Source organism: Saccharopolyspora sp. NPDC003752 (assembly GCF_053605825.1).
In genome coordinates, this window is sequence record NZ_JBSGJZ010000068.1 from 14,358 (window position 1) to 32,680 (window position 18,323).

15 protein-coding genes are annotated in these 18,323 nt (G+C 70.5%); 11 read left to right on the top strand and 4 right to left on the bottom strand.

The window, feature by feature from the left end; all coding sequences use genetic code 11:
* Nucleotides 1-66 precede the first annotated feature (66 nt).
* A complete protein-coding gene (locus tag ACWEV3_RS42100) occupies nucleotides 67-1,287 on the top strand; it encodes a type VII secretion protein EccE (protein WP_452619272.1) in 1,221 nt (406 codons plus the stop codon).
* A 100-nt stretch (nucleotides 1,288-1,387) separates the two neighbouring features.
* Here ACWEV3_RS42100 and aztA read toward each other — a convergent pair whose 3' ends face one another.
* Nucleotides 1,388-2,104, bottom strand: a complete 717-nt coding sequence (gene aztA / locus ACWEV3_RS42105; RefSeq protein ID WP_452619273.1) for a zinc ABC transporter ATP-binding protein AztA — start codon at nucleotides 2,102-2,104, stop codon at nucleotides 1,388-1,390.
* Nucleotides 2,105-2,181: 77 nt separating this feature from the next.
* Between aztA and aztB the strand changes: the two genes are divergently transcribed.
* The 5 genes from aztB to ACWEV3_RS42130 all read left to right on the top strand — a co-directional run bounded on the left by aztB (nucleotide 2,182) and on the right by ACWEV3_RS42130 (nucleotide 7,732).
* On the top strand, nucleotides 2,182-3,027 hold the full coding sequence (gene aztB / locus ACWEV3_RS42110) for a zinc ABC transporter permease AztB (protein ID WP_452619285.1): 846 nt from the start codon (nucleotides 2,182-2,184) through the stop codon (nucleotides 3,025-3,027).
* A 22-nt stretch (nucleotides 3,028-3,049) separates the two neighbouring features.
* Nucleotides 3,050-4,258, top strand: a complete 1,209-nt coding sequence (locus ACWEV3_RS42115) for a hypothetical protein (protein ID WP_452619274.1) — start codon at nucleotides 3,050-3,052, stop codon at nucleotides 4,256-4,258.
* On the top strand, nucleotides 4,255-5,187 hold the full coding sequence (gene aztC / locus ACWEV3_RS42120) for a zinc ABC transporter substrate-binding protein AztC (RefSeq protein ID WP_452619275.1): 933 nt from the start codon (nucleotides 4,255-4,257) through the stop codon (nucleotides 5,185-5,187). The genes ACWEV3_RS42115 and aztC overlap by 4 nt, the downstream gene beginning before the upstream one ends.
* A 65-nt stretch (nucleotides 5,188-5,252) precedes the next feature.
* On the top strand, nucleotides 5,253-6,407 hold the full coding sequence (gene aztD, locus ACWEV3_RS42125) for a zinc metallochaperone AztD (protein ID WP_452619276.1): 1,155 nt from the start codon (nucleotides 5,253-5,255) through the stop codon (nucleotides 6,405-6,407).
* Between the two features lie 131 nt (nucleotides 6,408-6,538).
* On the top strand, nucleotides 6,539-7,732 hold the full coding sequence (locus ACWEV3_RS42130) for an MFS transporter (RefSeq protein ID WP_452619277.1): 1,194 nt from the start codon (nucleotides 6,539-6,541) through the stop codon (nucleotides 7,730-7,732).
* Between the two features lie 511 nt (nucleotides 7,733-8,243).
* Here ACWEV3_RS42130 and ACWEV3_RS42135 read toward each other — a convergent pair.
* Together ACWEV3_RS42135 and ACWEV3_RS42140 are read right to left on the bottom strand one after the other, a co-directional pair.
* Nucleotides 8,244-8,663 (bottom strand): DUF2000 domain-containing protein, encoded by a 420-nt coding sequence (locus ACWEV3_RS42135; RefSeq protein ID WP_452619278.1) that lies wholly within the window; start codon nucleotides 8,661-8,663, stop codon nucleotides 8,244-8,246.
* On the bottom strand, nucleotides 8,660-9,652 hold the full coding sequence (locus tag ACWEV3_RS42140) for a DMT family transporter (RefSeq protein ID WP_452619279.1): 993 nt from the start codon (nucleotides 9,650-9,652) through the stop codon (nucleotides 8,660-8,662). The genes ACWEV3_RS42135 and ACWEV3_RS42140 overlap by 4 nt, the downstream gene beginning before the upstream one ends.
* A gap of 110 nt (nucleotides 9,653-9,762) precedes the next feature.
* Between ACWEV3_RS42140 and ACWEV3_RS42145 the strand changes: the two genes are divergently transcribed.
* The gene (locus ACWEV3_RS42145) at nucleotides 9,763-10,233 is read left to right on the top strand and encodes an Lrp/AsnC family transcriptional regulator (RefSeq protein WP_452619286.1); all 471 of its coding nucleotides are present in this window, start codon (nucleotides 9,763-9,765) and stop codon (nucleotides 10,231-10,233) included.
* Nucleotides 10,234-10,440: 207 nt separating this feature from the next.
* Here the strand turns inward: ACWEV3_RS42145 and ACWEV3_RS42150 are convergent, their stop codons facing one another.
* Entirely contained in the window at nucleotides 10,441-13,986 is a 3,546-nt protein-coding gene (locus ACWEV3_RS42150; RefSeq protein WP_452619280.1) for an AAA family ATPase, read from the bottom strand.
* 227 nt (nucleotides 13,987-14,213) lie between these two features.
* Between ACWEV3_RS42150 and ACWEV3_RS42155 the strand changes: the two genes are divergently transcribed.
* From ACWEV3_RS42155 to ACWEV3_RS42170, 4 genes are read left to right on the top strand one after another with little or no spacing between them, the layout of a single operon-like run.
* Nucleotides 14,214-14,957, top strand: a complete 744-nt coding sequence (locus ACWEV3_RS42155; protein WP_452619281.1) for an IclR family transcriptional regulator — start codon at nucleotides 14,214-14,216, stop codon at nucleotides 14,955-14,957.
* Nucleotides 14,954-15,904 (top strand): formimidoylglutamase, encoded by a 951-nt coding sequence (gene hutG / locus ACWEV3_RS42160; protein ID WP_452619282.1) that lies wholly within the window; start codon nucleotides 14,954-14,956, stop codon nucleotides 15,902-15,904. The genes ACWEV3_RS42155 and hutG overlap by 4 nt, the downstream gene beginning before the upstream one ends.
* Nucleotides 15,905-17,386 (top strand): ABC transporter substrate-binding protein/permease, encoded by a 1,482-nt coding sequence (locus ACWEV3_RS42165; RefSeq protein WP_452619283.1) that lies wholly within the window; start codon nucleotides 15,905-15,907, stop codon nucleotides 17,384-17,386. It abuts the gene before it with no gap.
* Entirely contained in the window at nucleotides 17,386-18,117 is a 732-nt protein-coding gene (locus ACWEV3_RS42170) for an amino acid ABC transporter ATP-binding protein (protein ID WP_452619284.1), read from the top strand. The genes ACWEV3_RS42165 and ACWEV3_RS42170 overlap by 1 nt, the downstream gene beginning before the upstream one ends.
* Nucleotides 18,118-18,323: the final 206 nt, after the last annotated feature.

Below are 18,323 nucleotides of genomic sequence, written 5' to 3' on the forward strand. Positions count from 1 at the left end.
GCTGTCACCGAATCCTCATTTTCGCTGCGGACACTGGACCTGGGGAAGGCACGAGGAGGCAGCACGGTGACCGATCCAGGCGCGACCCGAGCCGGCGTGCGAGTCAACGCACCGGCGATCCCGCAACCGCGACCGATTCCGGCGTGGCAACCGGCGCACCCGGTCGCCGGCTCGGCACCCGAGCCACCTGCTCGCCCTGCCGCCGGGCCGCCGGAAACGACGTCCGCGCAAGCACGTCTGCTCGGCGGGATCGGCGTCCTGCAGATCATGTGCTGGCAGCTCGTGCTGATCGCGGTCGTGCTGGTCATCGGCCGGCCGTGGCCCGCGATCGCCGCGGTCGTGCTCGCGGCCGCGATCGTCCTGGCGCTGACCGCGGTTCGCACCCGCGACCGCTGGCTGTACGAGTGGCTCGCGTTGTCGTGGAAGTACTTGCTGCGCAAGCGCGACCGGGATCTGCGGAGCGCGGACGAGGCAGGGCGCGCGCTGCTGCGCCTGATCTCGCCGGAATCGGTGTGGCTCGTGGACGACGTCGGCGACGACGTGGTGTCGATGCTCAGCCGGGCCTCCGGGATCTCAGCGGTGCTGCAACCGAGAACGACCGCCCGCGCCCCGAAACCGGTGCCGCCACCGGAGACGATGCTGCCACCGCTGAGCGAGCAGGCACCGGCCTTCGCCGTGCAGGTGGTGCACCACGCCGGGTTCAGCCAGGCGCACGCACCACGTGTCTGGCTGACCCTGCAAGTGCTGCGCACGGTAGAAGTGCATCGGGACGCGGAAGTCCGGCAAGCGCTGGGCAACGCCGTCCGGCGGGTGAAGCGCCAGCTCCGCCGCGACGGCACGCCCACCAGAGGACTCACCGAGCACGAGGTCCTCGGCACCATCTCCTCGCTCGCCCACGTCACGGCCGACCGCAGCCGCATCCGGGAGCAGTGGCGGCTCTGGCGCACCGGCCCGGTCTCGCAGGCGACCTTCGAACTCGAAGGCTGGTCGGGCCTTTCCCCGGCGGTCGCAACGCAGGCATTGCACCGGCTGCTCGCGGCCGCGCCGCACGCGGCGGTGACGATCGCCGTGACGGCACACCGGTCGACGACCGACACCGAGCCCCGCGTGAGCGCGACGATGCGCATGGCGGCGGCGAACCTCCAGGCACTGGAGCACACGGCGCAGGTGCTGACCGGGCTGGCCCGCGGCTGGGGCATCGGCGTGGAACGCCTCGACGGGCGGCACGCCCGGGGAGTGGCGGCCACCCTGCCGATCGGCCGCTCGGACGCACGACAGGACCGGTGACAGCGGGCGTCAACGTCCTCATCGGACACTGCGGCCGAAGGCGTCGATGTTTCCCATTACCAGCGGAAACCGTCCCATGAGACCGCATTCGATGGACAGGTCAGCCCAGCGACCGGATGCCCCAGACCTCTTCGAGCACCCGCGGGGTCAGGACGGCGCCGGGTGCGCCCGCGGCGATCAGCTTTCCGCCGTCGAGCACCAGGCAGTGATCCGCACGCATCGCTTCGGCGAAGTCGTGGGTCACCTGAACCACTGTCGTCCCTTGCGCTTTGACGTTCTCGAGGGCCGCTGAGATCAGGCGCCGCGCTTCGGCGTCCAGCCCGGAACCCGGTTCGTCGAGCAGGAGCAGACCGGACTCCTGGGCGAGCCCCTGCGCGAGCAGGGCGCGCTGGCGCTGGCCACCCGACAACGAACCGAGGCGGCGGGCCGCCACCGGGAGGAGCTCCAGGCCGGCCAGGCATTCCTCGACGACGGCCCGGTCGCGGGCGGTCAGGCGCCGCCACGGGCCGCGGTGCGCCCATCGCCCCATGGAAACCGCGTCGCGGACGCTGATCGGCAGCGAATCGGACACCGCGCTTCGTTGCGCGACGAACGCGGGTTCCCGGTCGGCCGCCCGCTCGACCGAACCCGCGGCGGGCCTGAGCACACCCGCGAGCACGCCGAGCAGCGTCGACTTCCCGGAGCCGTTGGGACCGACGACGGCTGTCATCCGCCCGCTCGGGAACGCGGCGCTGAAACCGCGCAGCACCGGTTCGCGCGTGTAGCCGACCGTCAGGTCGCGGACGGTGATCTCCGGTTGATCGCTGGTGATCGTCACAGCACTCCTCGCACAGTGTTCGGCGTCACCGAACTGGATCTACAATGATAATCATTTTCATCATAGGATGCGTGCTCATGGATTGGCTGTTCGTCCCGTTCGAGGTGTCGTTCGTGGCGCGGGCGCTGTGGGCCGGGACGCTCGTCTCGTTGATCTGCGCGCTGGTCGGCACCTGGGTCGTCCTGCGCGGCATGGCGTTCCTCGGCGACGCCATGTCGCACGGGATGCTCCCCGGTGTCGCGCTGGCGTCGCTGCTGGGCGGGAACCTGCTGCTCGGAGCGGCGCTCAGCGCAGGCGCGATGACGCTCGGCGTCACCGCGCTCGGCAGGTCGTCGCGGCTGTCGCAGGACACCGCCATCGGGCTGCTGTTCGTCGGGATGCTGTCGCTGGGCGTGATCATCGTTTCGCACTCGCAGTCCTTCGCGGTCGACCTGACCGGCTTCCTCTTCGGTGACGTGCTGGCAGTGCGCGGGCAAGACCTCGGCTACCTCGCGGCGGCGCTGGTCGTCGCCGCGACGGTGTCGGTGCTCGGCCACCGCTCATTCGTCGCGCTCGCCTTCGATCCGCGGAAGGCGCACACGCTCGGCCTGCGGCCGCGTTTGGCGCACGCCTGCCTGCTCGGCCTGATCACGCTGGCGATCGTCGCGTCGTTCCACGTCGTCGGAACGTTGCTGGTGTTCAGCCTTCTCATCGCGCCGCCCGCCGCAGCCGTCCTCTGGGTCGACAGGATTCCCGCGATCATGCTCGTCGCAGCGTTGATCGGGACCGCCACGACGGTCATCGGGCTGGTCGGCTCGTGGCATTGGGGCACCGCGGCCGGAGCGACGATCTCGGCGGCCGGGGTCGCGCTGTTCTTCCTCTCCGCGCTCGGTGCGGAAATCCGCCACCGCGTGCAGCGGATCTCAACCACGTCAGGCGAGTAGAAGCCGGAATCCAGAGGTGATCGTGAGCCACATCAGAAGGAAATCCGCCGCCGTCGCGGGATTGTCGGTCGCCGCGGTGGTCCTCGCGGGATGCGCCGGGCCGGACACTTCGACGCCGGCCGAAGAGCTACCGCACGGCTACGTCGAAGGCGCGGAGGAGGCGGCCGAGGCGCAGTCGCGCCTGGTGGTCGCCGACGCGGATGCCGGAACCGTGCGCGTGCTGGACCTGATCACCGGCGATGTCGCGGAAGCCGGTCAGGTGCACGGCGTCGAGGAGGTCGTCGGTGACGGACGGTTCGCCTACCTGGCATCGGGCCGGTCGGTCCGGATCGTCGACAGCGGCTCCTGGATGGTCGACCACGGCGATCACGTGCATTACTACCGCGCCGCCGTTCGCGAGGTCGGCACGATCGCCGGAACCGGGCCGGTGCGCGCGTATCGCGATCCAGCGGTCGTCGCGGTGTCGTTCGGCGACGGCACGGCCAGCCTGCTGGATCGCGCCGAGCTGGATGCGGGCACGATCGCCGAGACGGGCAAGGTCGAGGACGTGGCGCGCGGCGCGGCGGTGCTGCCCTTCGACGGCCACGTCCTCGTACCGGTCGAGCAGCCCGGTCGGGCCGGCGCGGTGCAGGTCCGGAGCCGGGACGGGCAGCCAGTCACGACCATCGACCAGCCCTGCCCCGGCCCGTCCGGTGCCGCTGTCACCCGGCGAGGCGTCGTGTTCGGCTGCGCCGACGGCGCTCTCCTGGTCAGTTCGAAGGACGGCAGGTTCAGCGGCGAGAAGATCCCGTATCCGCGACCGGTCTCGGAAGACGAGCGCGCGCAGGAGTTCGACCACAGGCCGGGCAGCGACACGCTCGCGGCGAAAGCCGGTGAAACCGGCGTCTGGTCGCTCGATGTCGCGCATCGCAAGTGGACGTACGTCCCCACCGGCCCGGTGCTTGCGGCCAACGCGGTCGGCGCCGGCGGCCCCCTTCTGGCCCTCACCGCGGATGGGGCGCTGCACGCGTTCGACGGCGAAACCGGCCACGAGACGGCGGTCGTCCCGCTGCTGAGCGATCCGGCGGCGGGCGGGGCCGCACCGTCGATCGAGATCGACACCAGCCGGGCCTACATCAACGACGCGACCGCGGGCGTCATCCACGAAATCGACTACAACGACGCCCTCCGCCGCGCTCGCACCTTCGAACTCGGCGGCCGGGCCACTCACCTGGTGGAGACGGGACGATGAGCACCGGAACACGAAAGGGCGGCCGCCTCCTCCTCGCCTCGGGGATCGCATTCCTGCTCGCGCTCACCGGCTGCGCTGCCGGGGAGCCGGACCGCTCGGGCGTGGTCGTCACGACCAACATCCTCGGCGACATCACCCGGCAGATCGTCGGCGATCAAGCCGAGGTGACAGTGCTGATGAAGCCCGACGCGGACCCGCACTCCTTCGGGATCTCGGCGCAGCAGGCGGCGGAGCTGGAGCAGGCCGGCCTCGTCGTCCACAATGGATTGGGCCTGGAAGAGGGCGTGGCGCGCAACGTCCAGGCGGCGGAAGCCGCCGGGATCCCGACCCTGGCCGTGGGCTCCGCGGTGGATCCTGTCCGCTACACCGCAGCGGGCACCGACGGCCGTCTCGACCCGCACTTCTGGACCGACCCGCAGCGCGTGAGCCGGGCGGTCGACGTGATCGCCGAGCAGGTCATCGCGCACGTCGAGGGCGTGGATCCGCAGGCCGTGCGCGCCAACGCGGCGCGGTACCGGGCCGCGGTCGACCGGCTCGACGCGGAAATGGGCGGTCAGTTCGCCGGCATCCCGGCCGAACGCCGCAAGCTGGTGACCAACCACCACGTGTTCGGGTACCTCGCGCAGCGGTACGACTTCGAGGTCGTCGGCGCGGTGATTCCCAGCGGAACAACGCTCGCCTCGCCCAGCGCGTCAGACCTGCAGTCCCTCGCGGACACAGTTCGCGCGGCCGGCGTCCCGGCGATCTTCGCCGACTCCTCCCAGCCGGACCGCCTCGCGCGAGTCCTCGCCGACCAGGCCGGACTGGACGTCGAGGTCGTGCCGCTGTTCTCCGAATCGCTGAGCCGACCGGGCCGGGGTGCCGGCGACTACCTGGAAATGATGCGGTCCAACGCCGAGTCCATCGCACGGGGACTCGGCAGGGGCTGAACCGCGCGCCCGAAGCCTCGGGCACCTGCTGGACCCGTCCGTCCGAAGTGGAATGGAAAATGATGATGAACACCGGTTCTCGCAAGAAGATCGCCGCGACGGCCGCGGCGTTGTCCCTCACCGCCGTGCTGGGCGCCTGCGGCACCGCGCAGGCACCGCCCCGGGAGAACGCGGTGGCCGATCCGGTCACCATCACCTACGACGGTGGCGTCTACGTCCTCGACGGCAGGACCTTGGAAGTCGTCAAGGACCTGCCGCTGCCAGGCTTCAACCGCCTCAACCCGGCCGGCGACGACCGCCACGTCCTGGTTTCCACCGCGACGGGTTTCCGCGTGCTCGACGCGGCCGGCGCGAACCTGACCGACGTCGAGTTCAAGGGCGCCAAGCCCGGTCACGTCGTGCCGCACGCCGGCAAGACCGTGCTCTTCTCCGACGGCACCGGCGAAGTCACGGTCTTCGATCCCGGAGCGCTCGGCTCCGGCATGCCGCCGACCGAGGTGTACCGGACGCCCGAACCGCACCACGGCGTCGCGATCGAGCTGGCCAACGGCGAGCTCGTGGTCACGGTCGGAAACGAGGAGGAGCGGGTCGGCATCGCGGTGCTCGACGCCGCGCGCGAGGAGATCGCGCGCAGCGAGGACTGCCCCGGCGTGCACGGCGAAGCGACCGCGCAGGGCGAGGCCGTCGTGATCGGCTGCGAGAACGGTGTGCTGATCTACCGCGGCGGCACCATCACGAAGGTCGCGAGCCCCACCGAGTACGGCCGGATCGGCAACCAGGCCGGCTCCGCCGCGTCGCCGGTCGTGCTGGGCGACTACAAGAAGGACGAGCACGCCGAACTGGAGCGCCCCCAGCAGGTTTCGCTCATCGACACCACCAACGGAAGCCTGCGGCTGGTCGACATCGGCACCAGCTACACCTTCCGCTCCCTCGCCAGGGGGCCGCAGGGCGAGGCCCTCGTCCTGGGCACCGACGGCCGGATCCATCAGATCGACCCGGCGACCGCCCAGGTCACGCGGGCGATTCCGGTCCTGGACCCGTGGCAGGAGCCGCTGGAGTGGCAGCAGCCGCGGCCCGCGATCTTCGTCCGCGGCGGCACGGCCTACGTCACGGATCCGGCGCAGAAGAAGATCCACGCGATCGATCTGGCATCGGGGAACGACCTCGCCACCGGCGACCTGCCCGCCACCCCGAACGAACTCAGCGGCGTCCGCCCCTAACACCTGGCCGGACCGCGAGAACGGGCCTCTCGGGGGGCGCCACCTACGAACGAGGAGCTGCGCCTTCCGGAATCCGGGCGCGCTGTCAGTGGTGCACGGCATGATGCTGCGCACTCGGGCACTCGGACCGGGTGGGCGTGGTGGAGGTGCGGGTGTTCGGGTCGTTGCCCCGGCCGGTGAAGGTGTTGCTGGGAGTGCGGGTCCTCAACCAGTTGGGCGCATACGTGCTGGCGTTCCTGGCCGTGCTGACCGGTCCCGATCTGGCGGCATTGGCGCTGGCGGTCTTCGGACTGACAGCGTTGATCTCGCGGTGGGCCGGGGGCCTGTTGCTGGACAAGCTGGCGCCCCGCACCGTGATCGCGTCGGGATTGATCGCGACCGGTGCCGCGTTGCTGGTCTTGGCTGCAGCGCAGAGTCCGGTGCAGGTCGTGGTCGCGGCCGCACTGGTCGGGTTGGCCTTCGAGGTCTACGAACCGGCGTCCCAGGAATTGCTGGCCCGCCTCACCGGGGGCGATCAGCGTCAAGACGCTTATGCGCTGCTGGGCACGTCCTTGGTGGGGGCTGGCGCCGCCGGAGGGCTGCTGGCCGCACTGCTGCTCCCGCTGGGGGTTCGATGGCTGATGATCGTTGACGGCGCCACCTGCGCCGCTGCCGCGGCGGTCACTCTGGCGTTCCTGGACAAGGACACGGCGCAGATCACTGTGCCAGGGCAGGAGAAGGGGCACCTGACTGCTCGTTGGCGCCCTTCGACGTTTCTGCTAACTCTGACGCTGGCGGGCACTGCGTTCGCTTTCGGCTATTTGGCCATCTTGATGTTCATGCCGTTCGTGCTGCTCCAGCGCGGGGCTCCGCCCTGGCTGCCCGGCCTGGCTCTGGCCGGTTCGGCACTGTTGGCTCCGCTGGTCGTCCGCCTGACCCGGACAGCGGTGAATGCCTTGTCGCACAAGACGACGCTGTCCTGTGGGACTGTGCTGCTGGGCGCGCTGGCTCTGACAATGCTGCTCGGTGACGGCCTCGCGCTCACCACCGCGGCCTACCTGGGATGGGTGGCGGTGAACAGCGTGCTGCTGGGGCGCTGGCAAGCGATGATCGCCGAGATCGCGCCAGCGGATGAGCGTCCCCGCTGGTTCGCCTTCCACGGCTCGTCGTGGGGGCTCGCCCAGCCTGCCGTCCCGGCAGTCGTGGCTGTGGCAGCCGGCGTCGCGGGCGGTACTGGGGCCGCAGCGTTCCTGACCGCGACGGTCGCCTTCTTGGTCGTGCCGTTGTTCCTGATCGTCAATCCTCCGACGGGCTTGACGCCGATGACCGGCACTAGAACGCCTTAGAGGTCATTGCCCGAACATGCAAGGCGACGAACGGGCCGTTTCGCTCGGGTCCGGTTCGTGGGCCGGGTGTTCAGAGGTACTGGCCGAAGGAGTCGCTCCGGGTTGCGAGATGGCTGATGTGGGCTCCTGCCAGGTCGGCCGGGCGCAAGACGCATCCCTACGCCGTGGCCGGCGGAGACGGTTTGCCGAGCGGGCCGGTCGATGCGTACCTGGCGCACCTGTCGACGGTGGGTCGAGCGCCGCACACGGTGGCGGGCTACGCCCACGATCTGCGGGACCGGGCCCGACAACCCCTTCTGCACGACGCACCACAACGCTGGGCCCGGGCGCGGCGGACCCGAGTTCAGCGGCTGGCTGGCCGAACTGCCCTTCCGCAACGATCCGAAGGCCGACTTGCGGTGCCTGAAGCAGGCGTTACCCGTCGAGCCGCAGGGCAAGGCCGCATCCGAGTCCCTTCAGGACGAGTCCGTCCGGACGCCGGCGGCTGGACGTCCGGACGACGGGCCTGATCTCAGCGGAGCAGAGGCAGCGAGCCGACGAGCTTGTTGACCTGCTTGCGCGGGCCGTACAGGCCGACACCGACACTGGCCAGGTCGGCGGTCGGGGTGGCCGCCATCTTGTCGATGTATTCCTCGTACGTCTTGCAGCCTTGAGCCAGGGAACTGAAGCCGGTGAAGAACATCCCGTCCTGCGCGGCCGCGGTCTGCACGATGGTGCCGACCTGCTCGCGCGGCGCCACCAGGATCGGCAGCGGGGTGTAGATGATGCCGGGGTGGGTCACGCCATCGGCGTCCTTCACGTCCACGCCGACGAGGCCCTCGACGCGGTGCCCCATGGTCAGCGAGAGCACGCTCGCCGCGTTGACCGCGAGTCCCGTGGGCAGCTCGTCGCTGACCACGATCGCGCACTTGAACTCCGGCTGGCCTGTCATGCGTTGTCCTTCTCCGCGTTCGATGTTGCCGCGTTCGGTACTGCCGCGGGTCTGTCGCTCTTTCGTTGGTACAGGCCGAATAACACGCCGGTGATGACGACCGCACCGCCGATGATCTGTTGCACGCCGATGGATTCCCCCGCCAGCAACACCGCCCACACCAGGCCCGCCACCGGGACGATGTTGAGCAGGTTGACCGCCACGCTTGGCAGCAGCCTGCGCAATCCGTAGTTGTAGAGCAGGAACGCGGCCACCGAGCAAAGCCCGGCCAGGAACAGCATGCGGCCGAGGTCGGCCGGGGACGGCCAGGCCCACCGGTCCGTTTCGAACAGCGACATCGCGATGAAACCGAGCGCTCCGGCCAGCGTCTGGTAGTACGTCACCACGACCGGCGAGGCGCCCGAGGTGTCGCGCTGCGCCACCAGGTTGTACCCGGCCCAGACGAGCCCGCCGAGGATCAGCAGCGCGTCACCCCACAACCGGTTCCGGAGATCATCGCCCGCTCCGCCCTGCACGACCAGCCAGACCCCGCCGATGGCGATGACCATGCCGGCCAGCCGGACGACCGACAGCGTGGCCCGCCGCAGGATCAGCTCCAGGGCCAGGGTGATGATCGGGTACGAGGCGACGATCAGCGTCGCGTCGGACGCCGTCGCCAGATCGACACCGAGGTTCTCCACGGCGAAGTACGCCGTGATGCCCAGCAGTCCGGCCAGGCCGATGAACAGCCGCTGCCGGACCGTCGGCAGCCGCCGGTCCCGCCTGGTGTGGATCACTGCGGCGAGCATGAGGGCGGCGAAGCCGAACCGGATCGCGCCGATCGTCATCGGCGGGATCTCCGCCAATGCCACCTTGGTGACCGCGAACGACGCGCTCCAAATCAGCGCCGCCACCACGACGGCCGCGACGGCCAAGGTGCGCCCGCGCACGGGGCCCGCATGGCCTGCCGCGGCGGTGAAGTCGGCGAGATCGCTGTCACGCAGGGTCATGGGGCTCAACTTAGCGGCCACTGCGGATGTTCCCGGCTTTCGTCGTGATAAGTTCGGCAGATCGCCGAAAATCTCGAATTCTGCACGGACGCGGGGTGCTGACGATGGTGCTGGACGAACTTGACACGGCGTTGCTGACGCTCCTGCAGGAGGACGCCCGGCTGACGAACAAGGAACTGGCCGCCCGCCTGCACGTGGCACAGTCCACCTGCCTGGAACGCATCCGCAGGCTGACCAAGCGCGGCATCCTGCGCGGCCAGCACGCCGATGTGGACCTTCGGAAGATCGGCCGCGGCACCCAGGCGATGGTGGCCGTGCAGCTGCGCCCGCCGGACCGCGCGGTGATCGAGTCGTTCCAGACCTTCGTGGCGAGCCTGCCGGAAGTGCTGTCGTACTTCACCATGTCCGGCAGCGACGACTTCCTGCTGCACGTCGCGGTGGCCGACAACGATCAGCTCAACGCCTTCATCCTGGACCGCCTCACCCAGCGGCGGGAGATCGTGCACGTGCGGACCTCGGTGATCTTCAGTCATGTCCGGCGTTCCGTGGTCGTGCCCCTGCCGGGCAAGGAAGAGCCATGACATGGCACGAGCGTCGATGAGATCCACCGCGCCAACGCTCGCCGTGTTGAACGGCGCCTATTCATTGCTTGACCTCGGGATGCGGCGGGTGGACTGCTGCAGCCTCATCGCCGAACAGCCGGTGAGCACGGAACATGCTGCGCGGCTCCGTGAAACTGTCGGCACTTTCCGGCCCGGATCCGCACGACCAGTGCCCACGGCAGGCCGTTAGAGGTACTGGCCGAAGGAGTCGCTCCGGGTTGTCAAGTGGTTGATGTGGACTCCGGACAGGTCCGCCGGGCGGAGGAGGCCGACCTCCGCCGGGTCTTGCCGTTCGGAGGCCGTGATCCGCTCGCCCTGCAACGCGATCGCCCGGTCCAGGAGGTTCCGGACGACGCGGCCATTGCCGAACGATTCGTCCCGGCTCGTCGCCCGCAGGAATCGGCGGACCTCCGCACCGACTCCTTCGTGGACGGTGAACCCCGCCGTGCTCGCCAGGCTTTCGAAGATCTCGACGAGCTCCGCCTCGTCGTAGTCCGGGAAGTGCACCACCGAGGGGAAGCGCGAGGCCAGGCCGGGGTTGGTGCGCAGGAACTCCGTCATCCGGCTCTCGTACCCGGCCGCGATCACCACCAGGTCGTCGCGGTGCTCCTCCATCAGCCGCAGCAGTTCCGCGATCGCCTCCGGGCCGTAGGAGTGCCTGCCGTCCGGCGGCGTCAGCGCGTACGCCTCGTCGATGAACAGGACGCCGCCCCGCGCTCGCTCCACCGCGGCGCGGACCTTCGGCGCGGTCTGGCCGATGTACTCGGCGATCAGGTCCGCGTGCGAAACCTCCACCAGGTGGCCGGAGGACAGCAGGCCGAGCTTCGCGTACACCGCCGCGACCAGCCTGGCGACCGTCGTCTTCGCCGTGCCCGGATTGCCGGTGAACACCAGGTGCCTGGTGCGGGCCGCGAGCGGCAGCCCGGCGCCGCGGCGCAGCCGGTCCGCTTCCGCTTCGGCGACCAGCAGGCGCACTTCGCGCTTCACCGACTCCAGCCCGATCAGGCCGTCGATCGCCGCCAGCGGGTCCGCCGGGAGGTCCGCGTGCACCGGTTCGACCGGGGTGTCCGGCACGTCCACGGCCTCGATCCGGTGCAGCGACTCGTCCGCGCTCACCACCCCGTCTGCGAGGATTCGCCTGGACTGCAACGAGACCGCACGTTCCAGCAGGTTCACCGCGAGGCGGCCGTTGGTCATCGCCGCGTCGCGGCGGGCCGTGCGGACCACTGCCCGGGCCTTCTCCGGCACCCCGTCGCCGAGCGCGAAGCCCGCCGCCGCGGCCTTGCGCTCGAACAGCTCCACGACCTGCTCGTCGGTCAGGTCCGGGAAGCGCACCACCTTCGGGAAGCAGGCCGCCAGTTCCGGGGTCGCCTTGAGCAGGCCGTTCACCGCGGCGTCCGGGCCGCACAGGACCACCAGCAGATCCGCCGAGCGCGATTGCAGGCCCGCCAGCAGCGCGTCGATCACGCCCTGGTTGCGGGCCCGGTCGACGTCGATGCCGGGCCGGGCGAGCGTGCCCGCGTCCTCGATGCACAGCACGCCGCCCATGGCCCTGTCGAGCGCGCGCTGCACCCCGGTGGCCGCCTCCGCCACGTGCCGCCCGGCCAGGTCCGCGCAGTCGACCACCACCAGGTGCCCGGCCGACAGCAGGCCGAGATCCGCGCAGGTCCGGCCCAGGACCCCGGCCACGGTCGTCTTCCCGGTCCCCGGCGCACCGGTGAACACCAGGTGCCGCGGGCGCACCTCGCCCGGCATCCCGGCCTCCCGGCGCAGCTTCGCGGCCCGGACCTCGGCGAGGACCAGGTCCAGTTCGCGGCGGACCGAGTCCAGGCCCACGCAGTCCGCCAGGTCGGTGCCGACCGAGTGCTCCGGCAGGTCGCGACCGAGCACCTCCACGGGTCCCCCGCTGTTGCGGGCGCGGGCCGCGTCGACGCCGCGCCGCGCCAGGTCCTCGATCAGCCGGGCGCCGCGCATGTTCTGCGGCCCCACCGCCGCCAGCCGGGCAGCCGACCGCGCGGCCTCGTCCGCGGCGGTGGCGCCCCGCCGGGCCACCGCGCGCCGGAACAGCTCGGCGAGGTCCTCCGGCGCGAAGTCGGCGGTCCTGGCGACCCGGAACTGCTGGAGCAGCGCCGGATTCACCGCGCCCACCCGGTCGTCTCCCCCGGCCCGGCACACCGCGATGACGTGCAGTTCCGGCAACCGCTTCACCAGCCGCCGCAACTCCTCCAGCAGCGCGGTCCCGGACCGCTCCAGGGCCGCCAACTGGTCGAGGCCGTTCACCACCAGCACGTCGTGGGCGCCGAGGCCCTGCGCCTTCTGCTGCAGGTGCACCACGGCGTTGCTGACGTCGAGGCTGGCGAACTCGGCCTCGGAAACCCACGCCTCGGTGCGGTTGCCGCCCGCCTTGAGCAGCATGCCGCGCAGGAGTCCCGCCGCCGTCCCCCGCCCCGTGCTTTCCGGGCCGGTCAACAACATCCGCACCACCCTGGTGCGGCCGTGCCGGAAATCGGCCAGCTCGGCGCGGACCGCCGCGGCCAGCTCCGGCTGGCCCACCAGGGTCGCCGCCGGATCCGCGGCCGCCGAGTGCAGTTCCTCGCCGCCGACCAGCTTCGGCACCAGCGGGTTGAGCACCCTGCGCGGCCGGGCCAGCACTCGCAGTTGCCGCTGGAAGTCCCGCACCGGAACGAAGCAGCTCGGCGTCACGATGCCGTCCGGCAAGCCCTGCACCACACCGCTGATCCGCATCGCCATGTCCAGCCAGGCTCGGCAGACGTCCACCTCGCCCGCCAGCACCGCGCGCCCGAGCCAGGCCAGCACGAGGTTGTGCCAGCTGTCGCCGTCGAAGTTCTCCTTGAGCCGGACGAACATGGCCTGCACGACCTCGAACATCGCGTGGCCCGTGGTGAGCGCGAGTTCGACCGGCACCTCCGCCAGCTCGGCCTGCAGCATCAGGCCGGCCAGCGCGATCTCGTGCTCCACCGAGTAGTCGATGTCGGGGATCGGGCCGGCGCCCGCGACACCCGAGGACCGCTCCAGCAACCGCTGGTGCGCGGCCAGGAACCCCGAGCACGCCCAGTCCAGGTAGCCGGCCGGGCCGCTGAGCTCGGGCAACGCGGCCAGGACCGACTCGTCGGCGCGCTGCGCCCACAGGTCCGCCAGCCTCCCGACCGGCGCGACGAGGTCCTGCTTGGCCAGCGCCGGGTCCGCCGCGCGCATGTCGTGCAGCGCGATCAGCGCCTGGCGGCGCGGTTCGAGCGGCTCGATCCCGGCGAACACGTCCAGGCAGCGGCGGGCGACGCCGAACGCCAGCTCCCGCAGCTCGGGGTCGTCACCGGCACCGTCGAGCAGCCACTCCACCGGCGGCCGGAACCGCGACGCGCTCGCGCTCCAGGACCAGGTGCGGTTGGGCCGCCAGGGCTGGGCCGCGAAGCCGCCCATGGTCTCCCGCTGCAGGTCGGCGGCGTTGCCGCCGCGCACCGCCGCCGTGCCGACCAGGAACTCCAGCAGGAACCACAGCTCCGCTCCGATGACGGTGGTGTCCTCGGCGAAGAACTCCGGCAGTTCCACGGCCAGCGCCTCCGCGGCCGGGTCGCGATTCAGCTCGACCGCGCGCTCCCCGATCTCCTCGTACAGCCCGTCCGGCACCCGCCACGGACCGTGGGAGTACACGTCCAGCACGGGCTCGTCGGACAGCAGCAGCTGGAGGTGCTCGGGCAGCAGGGGTCGGTCCACGGTCGGCCACCTTACTTCCGCCCGCCGGTCACCTGATTCCAGGCGAAGACCACCGATCACCCGTCGCCCCGAAGCGGATTACCACCAGTAGTCGAGGCGTCGCTGCCGGTCCGTTTCCGGCGCTGCGGCCGCTCCTCTCCGCGCACGACCGAACACTGGGAATTACATTCCCAGTCACTGGGAAGAATTGCTGGGCAGCTGGTCACCGCCGACGTAGCGTGCCCGCCGTGACAAGCCCGGAAACGAACCGGAAAGCCGGTACGCGAGCAGCGCGGATCCTTGCCGTGTTCGCCGAACGCGAGAGCGCGACGGCGGAGGAGATCTCCGCGGTCACGGGGATCCCGTCGAGCGCCGTGTACCGGCACCTGACGACGTTCGTCGAAACCGGGTTGGTGCACCAGGCGCGCACGCGCGGCCGCTACTGCGCGGGGTCGCTGACCGTGCAGATGGCCGAGAACTACCGGCGCGAGGTGCTCAGCCAGGGCGGGGTGAAGCGCCGCCTCCGGCGGCTGGCGACCGACACCGACGAGCTCGCCGCGTTCCTCATCGCCCGCGACAACGACGTGCTCTGCGTCGAAGCGGCCGAGGGGACGCGCGTCGTCCGGTGCAGCTTCTCCCCCGGGCTGAGCAAGCCGCTCACCTTCGGCGCCAGCGCCCAGGCCCTGCTGGCGCACCTGCCCGAGGACCGGGTCGCGCGCGCCGCCGCGGCGCACGGGCTGACCCCACCGCAGGTCCACAAGTTGGAGATCGACCTGCGGCGCGTCCGGGGCCAGGGCTTCGCGGTGAGCGTCGGGCAGGTCGATCCGGGCGTGTGGGGCGTGAGCGTGCCCGTGCTGGACCGGAAGCAGAACCTCGTCGGCGTGGTCAGCACGATGGCCCCGGACTTCCGGGTCCGGCCTCGGCACGACTCCCTCGTCACGCTCACGCACGCCGCAGCGCAGGACATCAGCAGACTGGAGGAGTACGCGTGAGCACATCCGCTCCCGATTGGACCGGACGCGTCGACGGCCCCGGGCCGGAACATCGCAGGTGGCACAACGCGATCGACGAATCGCCCGGCGTCACCGGCGTTTCGCTGATCGGTTTTCCCTGCGACATCGGCGTCCGCCGCAACGGCGGTCGCCCAGGGGCGCAGGCGGGCCCGGGCGCGATCCGCGCGGCCCTGGGGAGTTTCGCGATCCAGCCGGAGGTCGTCGTGCACGACGCCGGCGACGTCGCGGTCACCGGTGACGCCCTCGAAGCGGCGCAGGACGACCTCGCCGAGGCGGTCGCGGAACAGCTCCGCGGCGGAAACCTCCCGGTCGTGCTCGGCGGCGGGCACGAGACCGCCTACGGCTCCTACCTCGGGCTCGCCCGCAGCGGCCTGCTGGACGGCCGGCGGCTGGGCGTGCTCAACCTCGATGCGCACTTCGACCTGCGGGAGGCCGATCGCGCGTCGTCCGGCACCCCGTTCCGGCAGATCGCCGTGGCAGAAACCGGGCGCGGCGCCGAATTCACCTACGCGGTGCTCGGAATCAGCCAGCCCAGCAACACCGCTGCGCTGTTCGCCACCGCGACCGAACTCGGCGTCCGCCACCGCCAGGACCTCGACTGCCAGGAACGGCACATCGAGGACGTCCTCGAATTCGTCCGGGCCTTCATCGCGGACGTCGACGCGCTGTACCTGTCGATCGATCTCGACGTGCTCCCCGCCGCACAGGCGCCGGGGGTCAGCGCTCCTTCGACCCTCGGCGTACCCGCCGGTGTCGTCTTCGAGGTGTGCCGGCTGGTCGGCAGCGACCCGAAGCTCGCCCTGGCCGACATCACCGAACTGAACCCCGCCCACGACATCGACAACCGCACCGCTCGGATCGCGGCCCGCCTCGTGCACACGATCGTGACGAGCGCCGCCGACCGGTCTGTCCCGGAAGGACACTGAATGCCCCGTCAGCGAACCTGGGCGCGGCTCGCGACCGCGCTCGTCGCCTGCCTGCTCGTGCTCGTGCCCACGAGCGCGGCGTCCGCGGCAGAACCGCCCACCGCCAAGCTCGACGCACTGCGTTCCGGGCAGGCCACGCTTCGGGTCGGCACCGACGCGACCTTCCCGCCGTTCGAGTTCACCGACGCCCAGGGAAACCAGCTCGGTTTCGACATCGACCTGGTCCGGGCGCTGGCCGCGCGGGCCGGCATCAAGAACGTCGAGTTCGTCCAGATGCCGTTCGGCAACATCGTTCCCGCGCTGCAGGCGAACCAGATCGACGTGGGCGCCTCGGCGATCTACATCAGCACCGAACGCGCCAAAGCCGTTGATTTCTCCGACATCTACTACCCCGGCGGCCTCGCGATCTTCGCGAACGAGAAGGACGGCTCCATCGCGTCGCTCGGAGACCTCGCGGGCAAGCGGGTCGCCGTCCAGGTGGGCACGAAGTCCGTCGAGTGGCTCAAGCAGCACCAGCCCGCCGCAGAGCTGATCACGGTGCAGACCAACGAGCAGATGTTCTCGTCGGTGCGGCTGGGACAGGCGGACGCCGTCGTGACCGGCGCGCCCGCCGGTAAGCACTTCATCGCCCAGCAGGGCGGCCTCAAGCAGATCGGTGACCGCCTGACCGAGGAGAACTACGGCTACGCCTTCCAGAAGGCCGACCCGGCCCTGCGGGACGCGTTCAACACCTCGCTCAAGCAGATGCACGACGACGGCTCCTACTCGCAGATCACCGAGAAGTGGTTCGGCGCGGAGACCACGGCGGCCAAGCCGGGCGGGCACCCCCTGTTCAACGTGGCCACCATCATCGAGTCCTCGGGGCAGATCTGGCAGGGCCTCCTCGTCAGCATCCAGGTCATCCTGAGCGCCCTGGTGCTCAGCCTGCTGCTCGGCACCATCGGCGGTTTCGCCAAGCTCAGCCGGATCGCGCCGCTGCGGTGGCTCGGCAACGCCTACGTCTCGGTCATCCGCGGGACGCCGTTCGTGGTGCAGCTGTTCTTCATCTACTTCGGACTCCCCCAGCTCGGCCTGCAACTCCCGCCCATGGCCGCCGGGATCATCGCGCTCGGGCTCTACAGCGGCTCGTACGTGACCGAGATCTTCCGCGGTGCCGTGCAATCCGTCGACCGCGGTCAGCTGGAAGCGTCGCGGTCGTGCGGGATGTCGCACGCCTCGGCGATGCGTCACGTGATCATCCCGCAGGCCTTCCTGCGCATGCTCCCGCCGCTGGGCAACGAGTTCGTCTCGATGACGAAGAACTCGGCGCTGGTGTCCTTCGTGACCATCCACGAGTTGTTCCTCGTGGGGCAGACCATCATCTCCCGCACCTTCGACGCGCTGACGGTCTACCTGTTCATCGGCCTCCTCTACTACCTGATGACCAACCTCATCGGTTTCGCGACGAGCACCATCGAGAAGAAGATGGCGGTGTACATCTGATGGCACTACTGGAAGTCCGGGACCTGACCAAGGTCTACGGCGACGTCAAGGTGCTCGACGGGATCGACTTCACCATCGAGCCCGGCCAGGTGGTCGCGGTGATCGGCCCCAGCGGCGGCGGGAAGTCCACCTTCCTGCGCTGCCTCAACCTGCTGGAAACCCCGACCTCCGGCAGCGTGCGGTTCGACGGCGACGAGCTGACCGGGCGCGGTGTCGACCTGGACCGCCTGCGGTCCCGGATGGGCATGGTGTTCCAGCACTTCAACCTGTTCCCCAACATGACCGTGCTGCGCAACGTCGTGCTGCCCCAGGTGAACGTGCTCAAGCGGTCGAAGGCCGAGGCCGAGGCGAAGGCGCGCGGCCTGCTGCAGCGCGTCGGCATGCTCGAACGCGCGGACGCTTACCCGAACAGGTTGTCCGGCGGGCAGAAGCAGCGCGTCGCGATCGTCCGCGCCGCCGCGATGGACCCGAAGCTGATGCTCTTCGACGAACCGACGTCCGCGCTGGACCCCGAGGTCGTCCAGGACGTTCTCGACATCATGTCCGAGCTCGCCCGCGACGGCATGACCATGGTCGTCGTCACCCATGAGATGGGCTTCGCCCGCAAGGTCGCCGACCGCGTCGTGTTCGTCGACGGCGGGAAGATCGCCGCCGACCTCCCGCCGGAGGACTTCTTCTCGGACGGCAACGCGAATCCCCGCATCCGCACCTTCCTCGACAAGGTGCTCTGACCGGCGCCGCTGCCCCGGACGCGCCTGCGCAAGGCGCGTCCGGGCCCACGCGTTTCGGAATGGTGCGCGGGCACGTGCGGGACGGGGCCACCCGGGACGCGGGACGGCGGTTTCGCGCGAAACCGGCGCCCCCCCGGGAGGGAAGACCGCCGGTTGGCGCCCAAACCGCGCCCCCGGTAAGGCCCGCCAGCCCCCAGCCCACATAG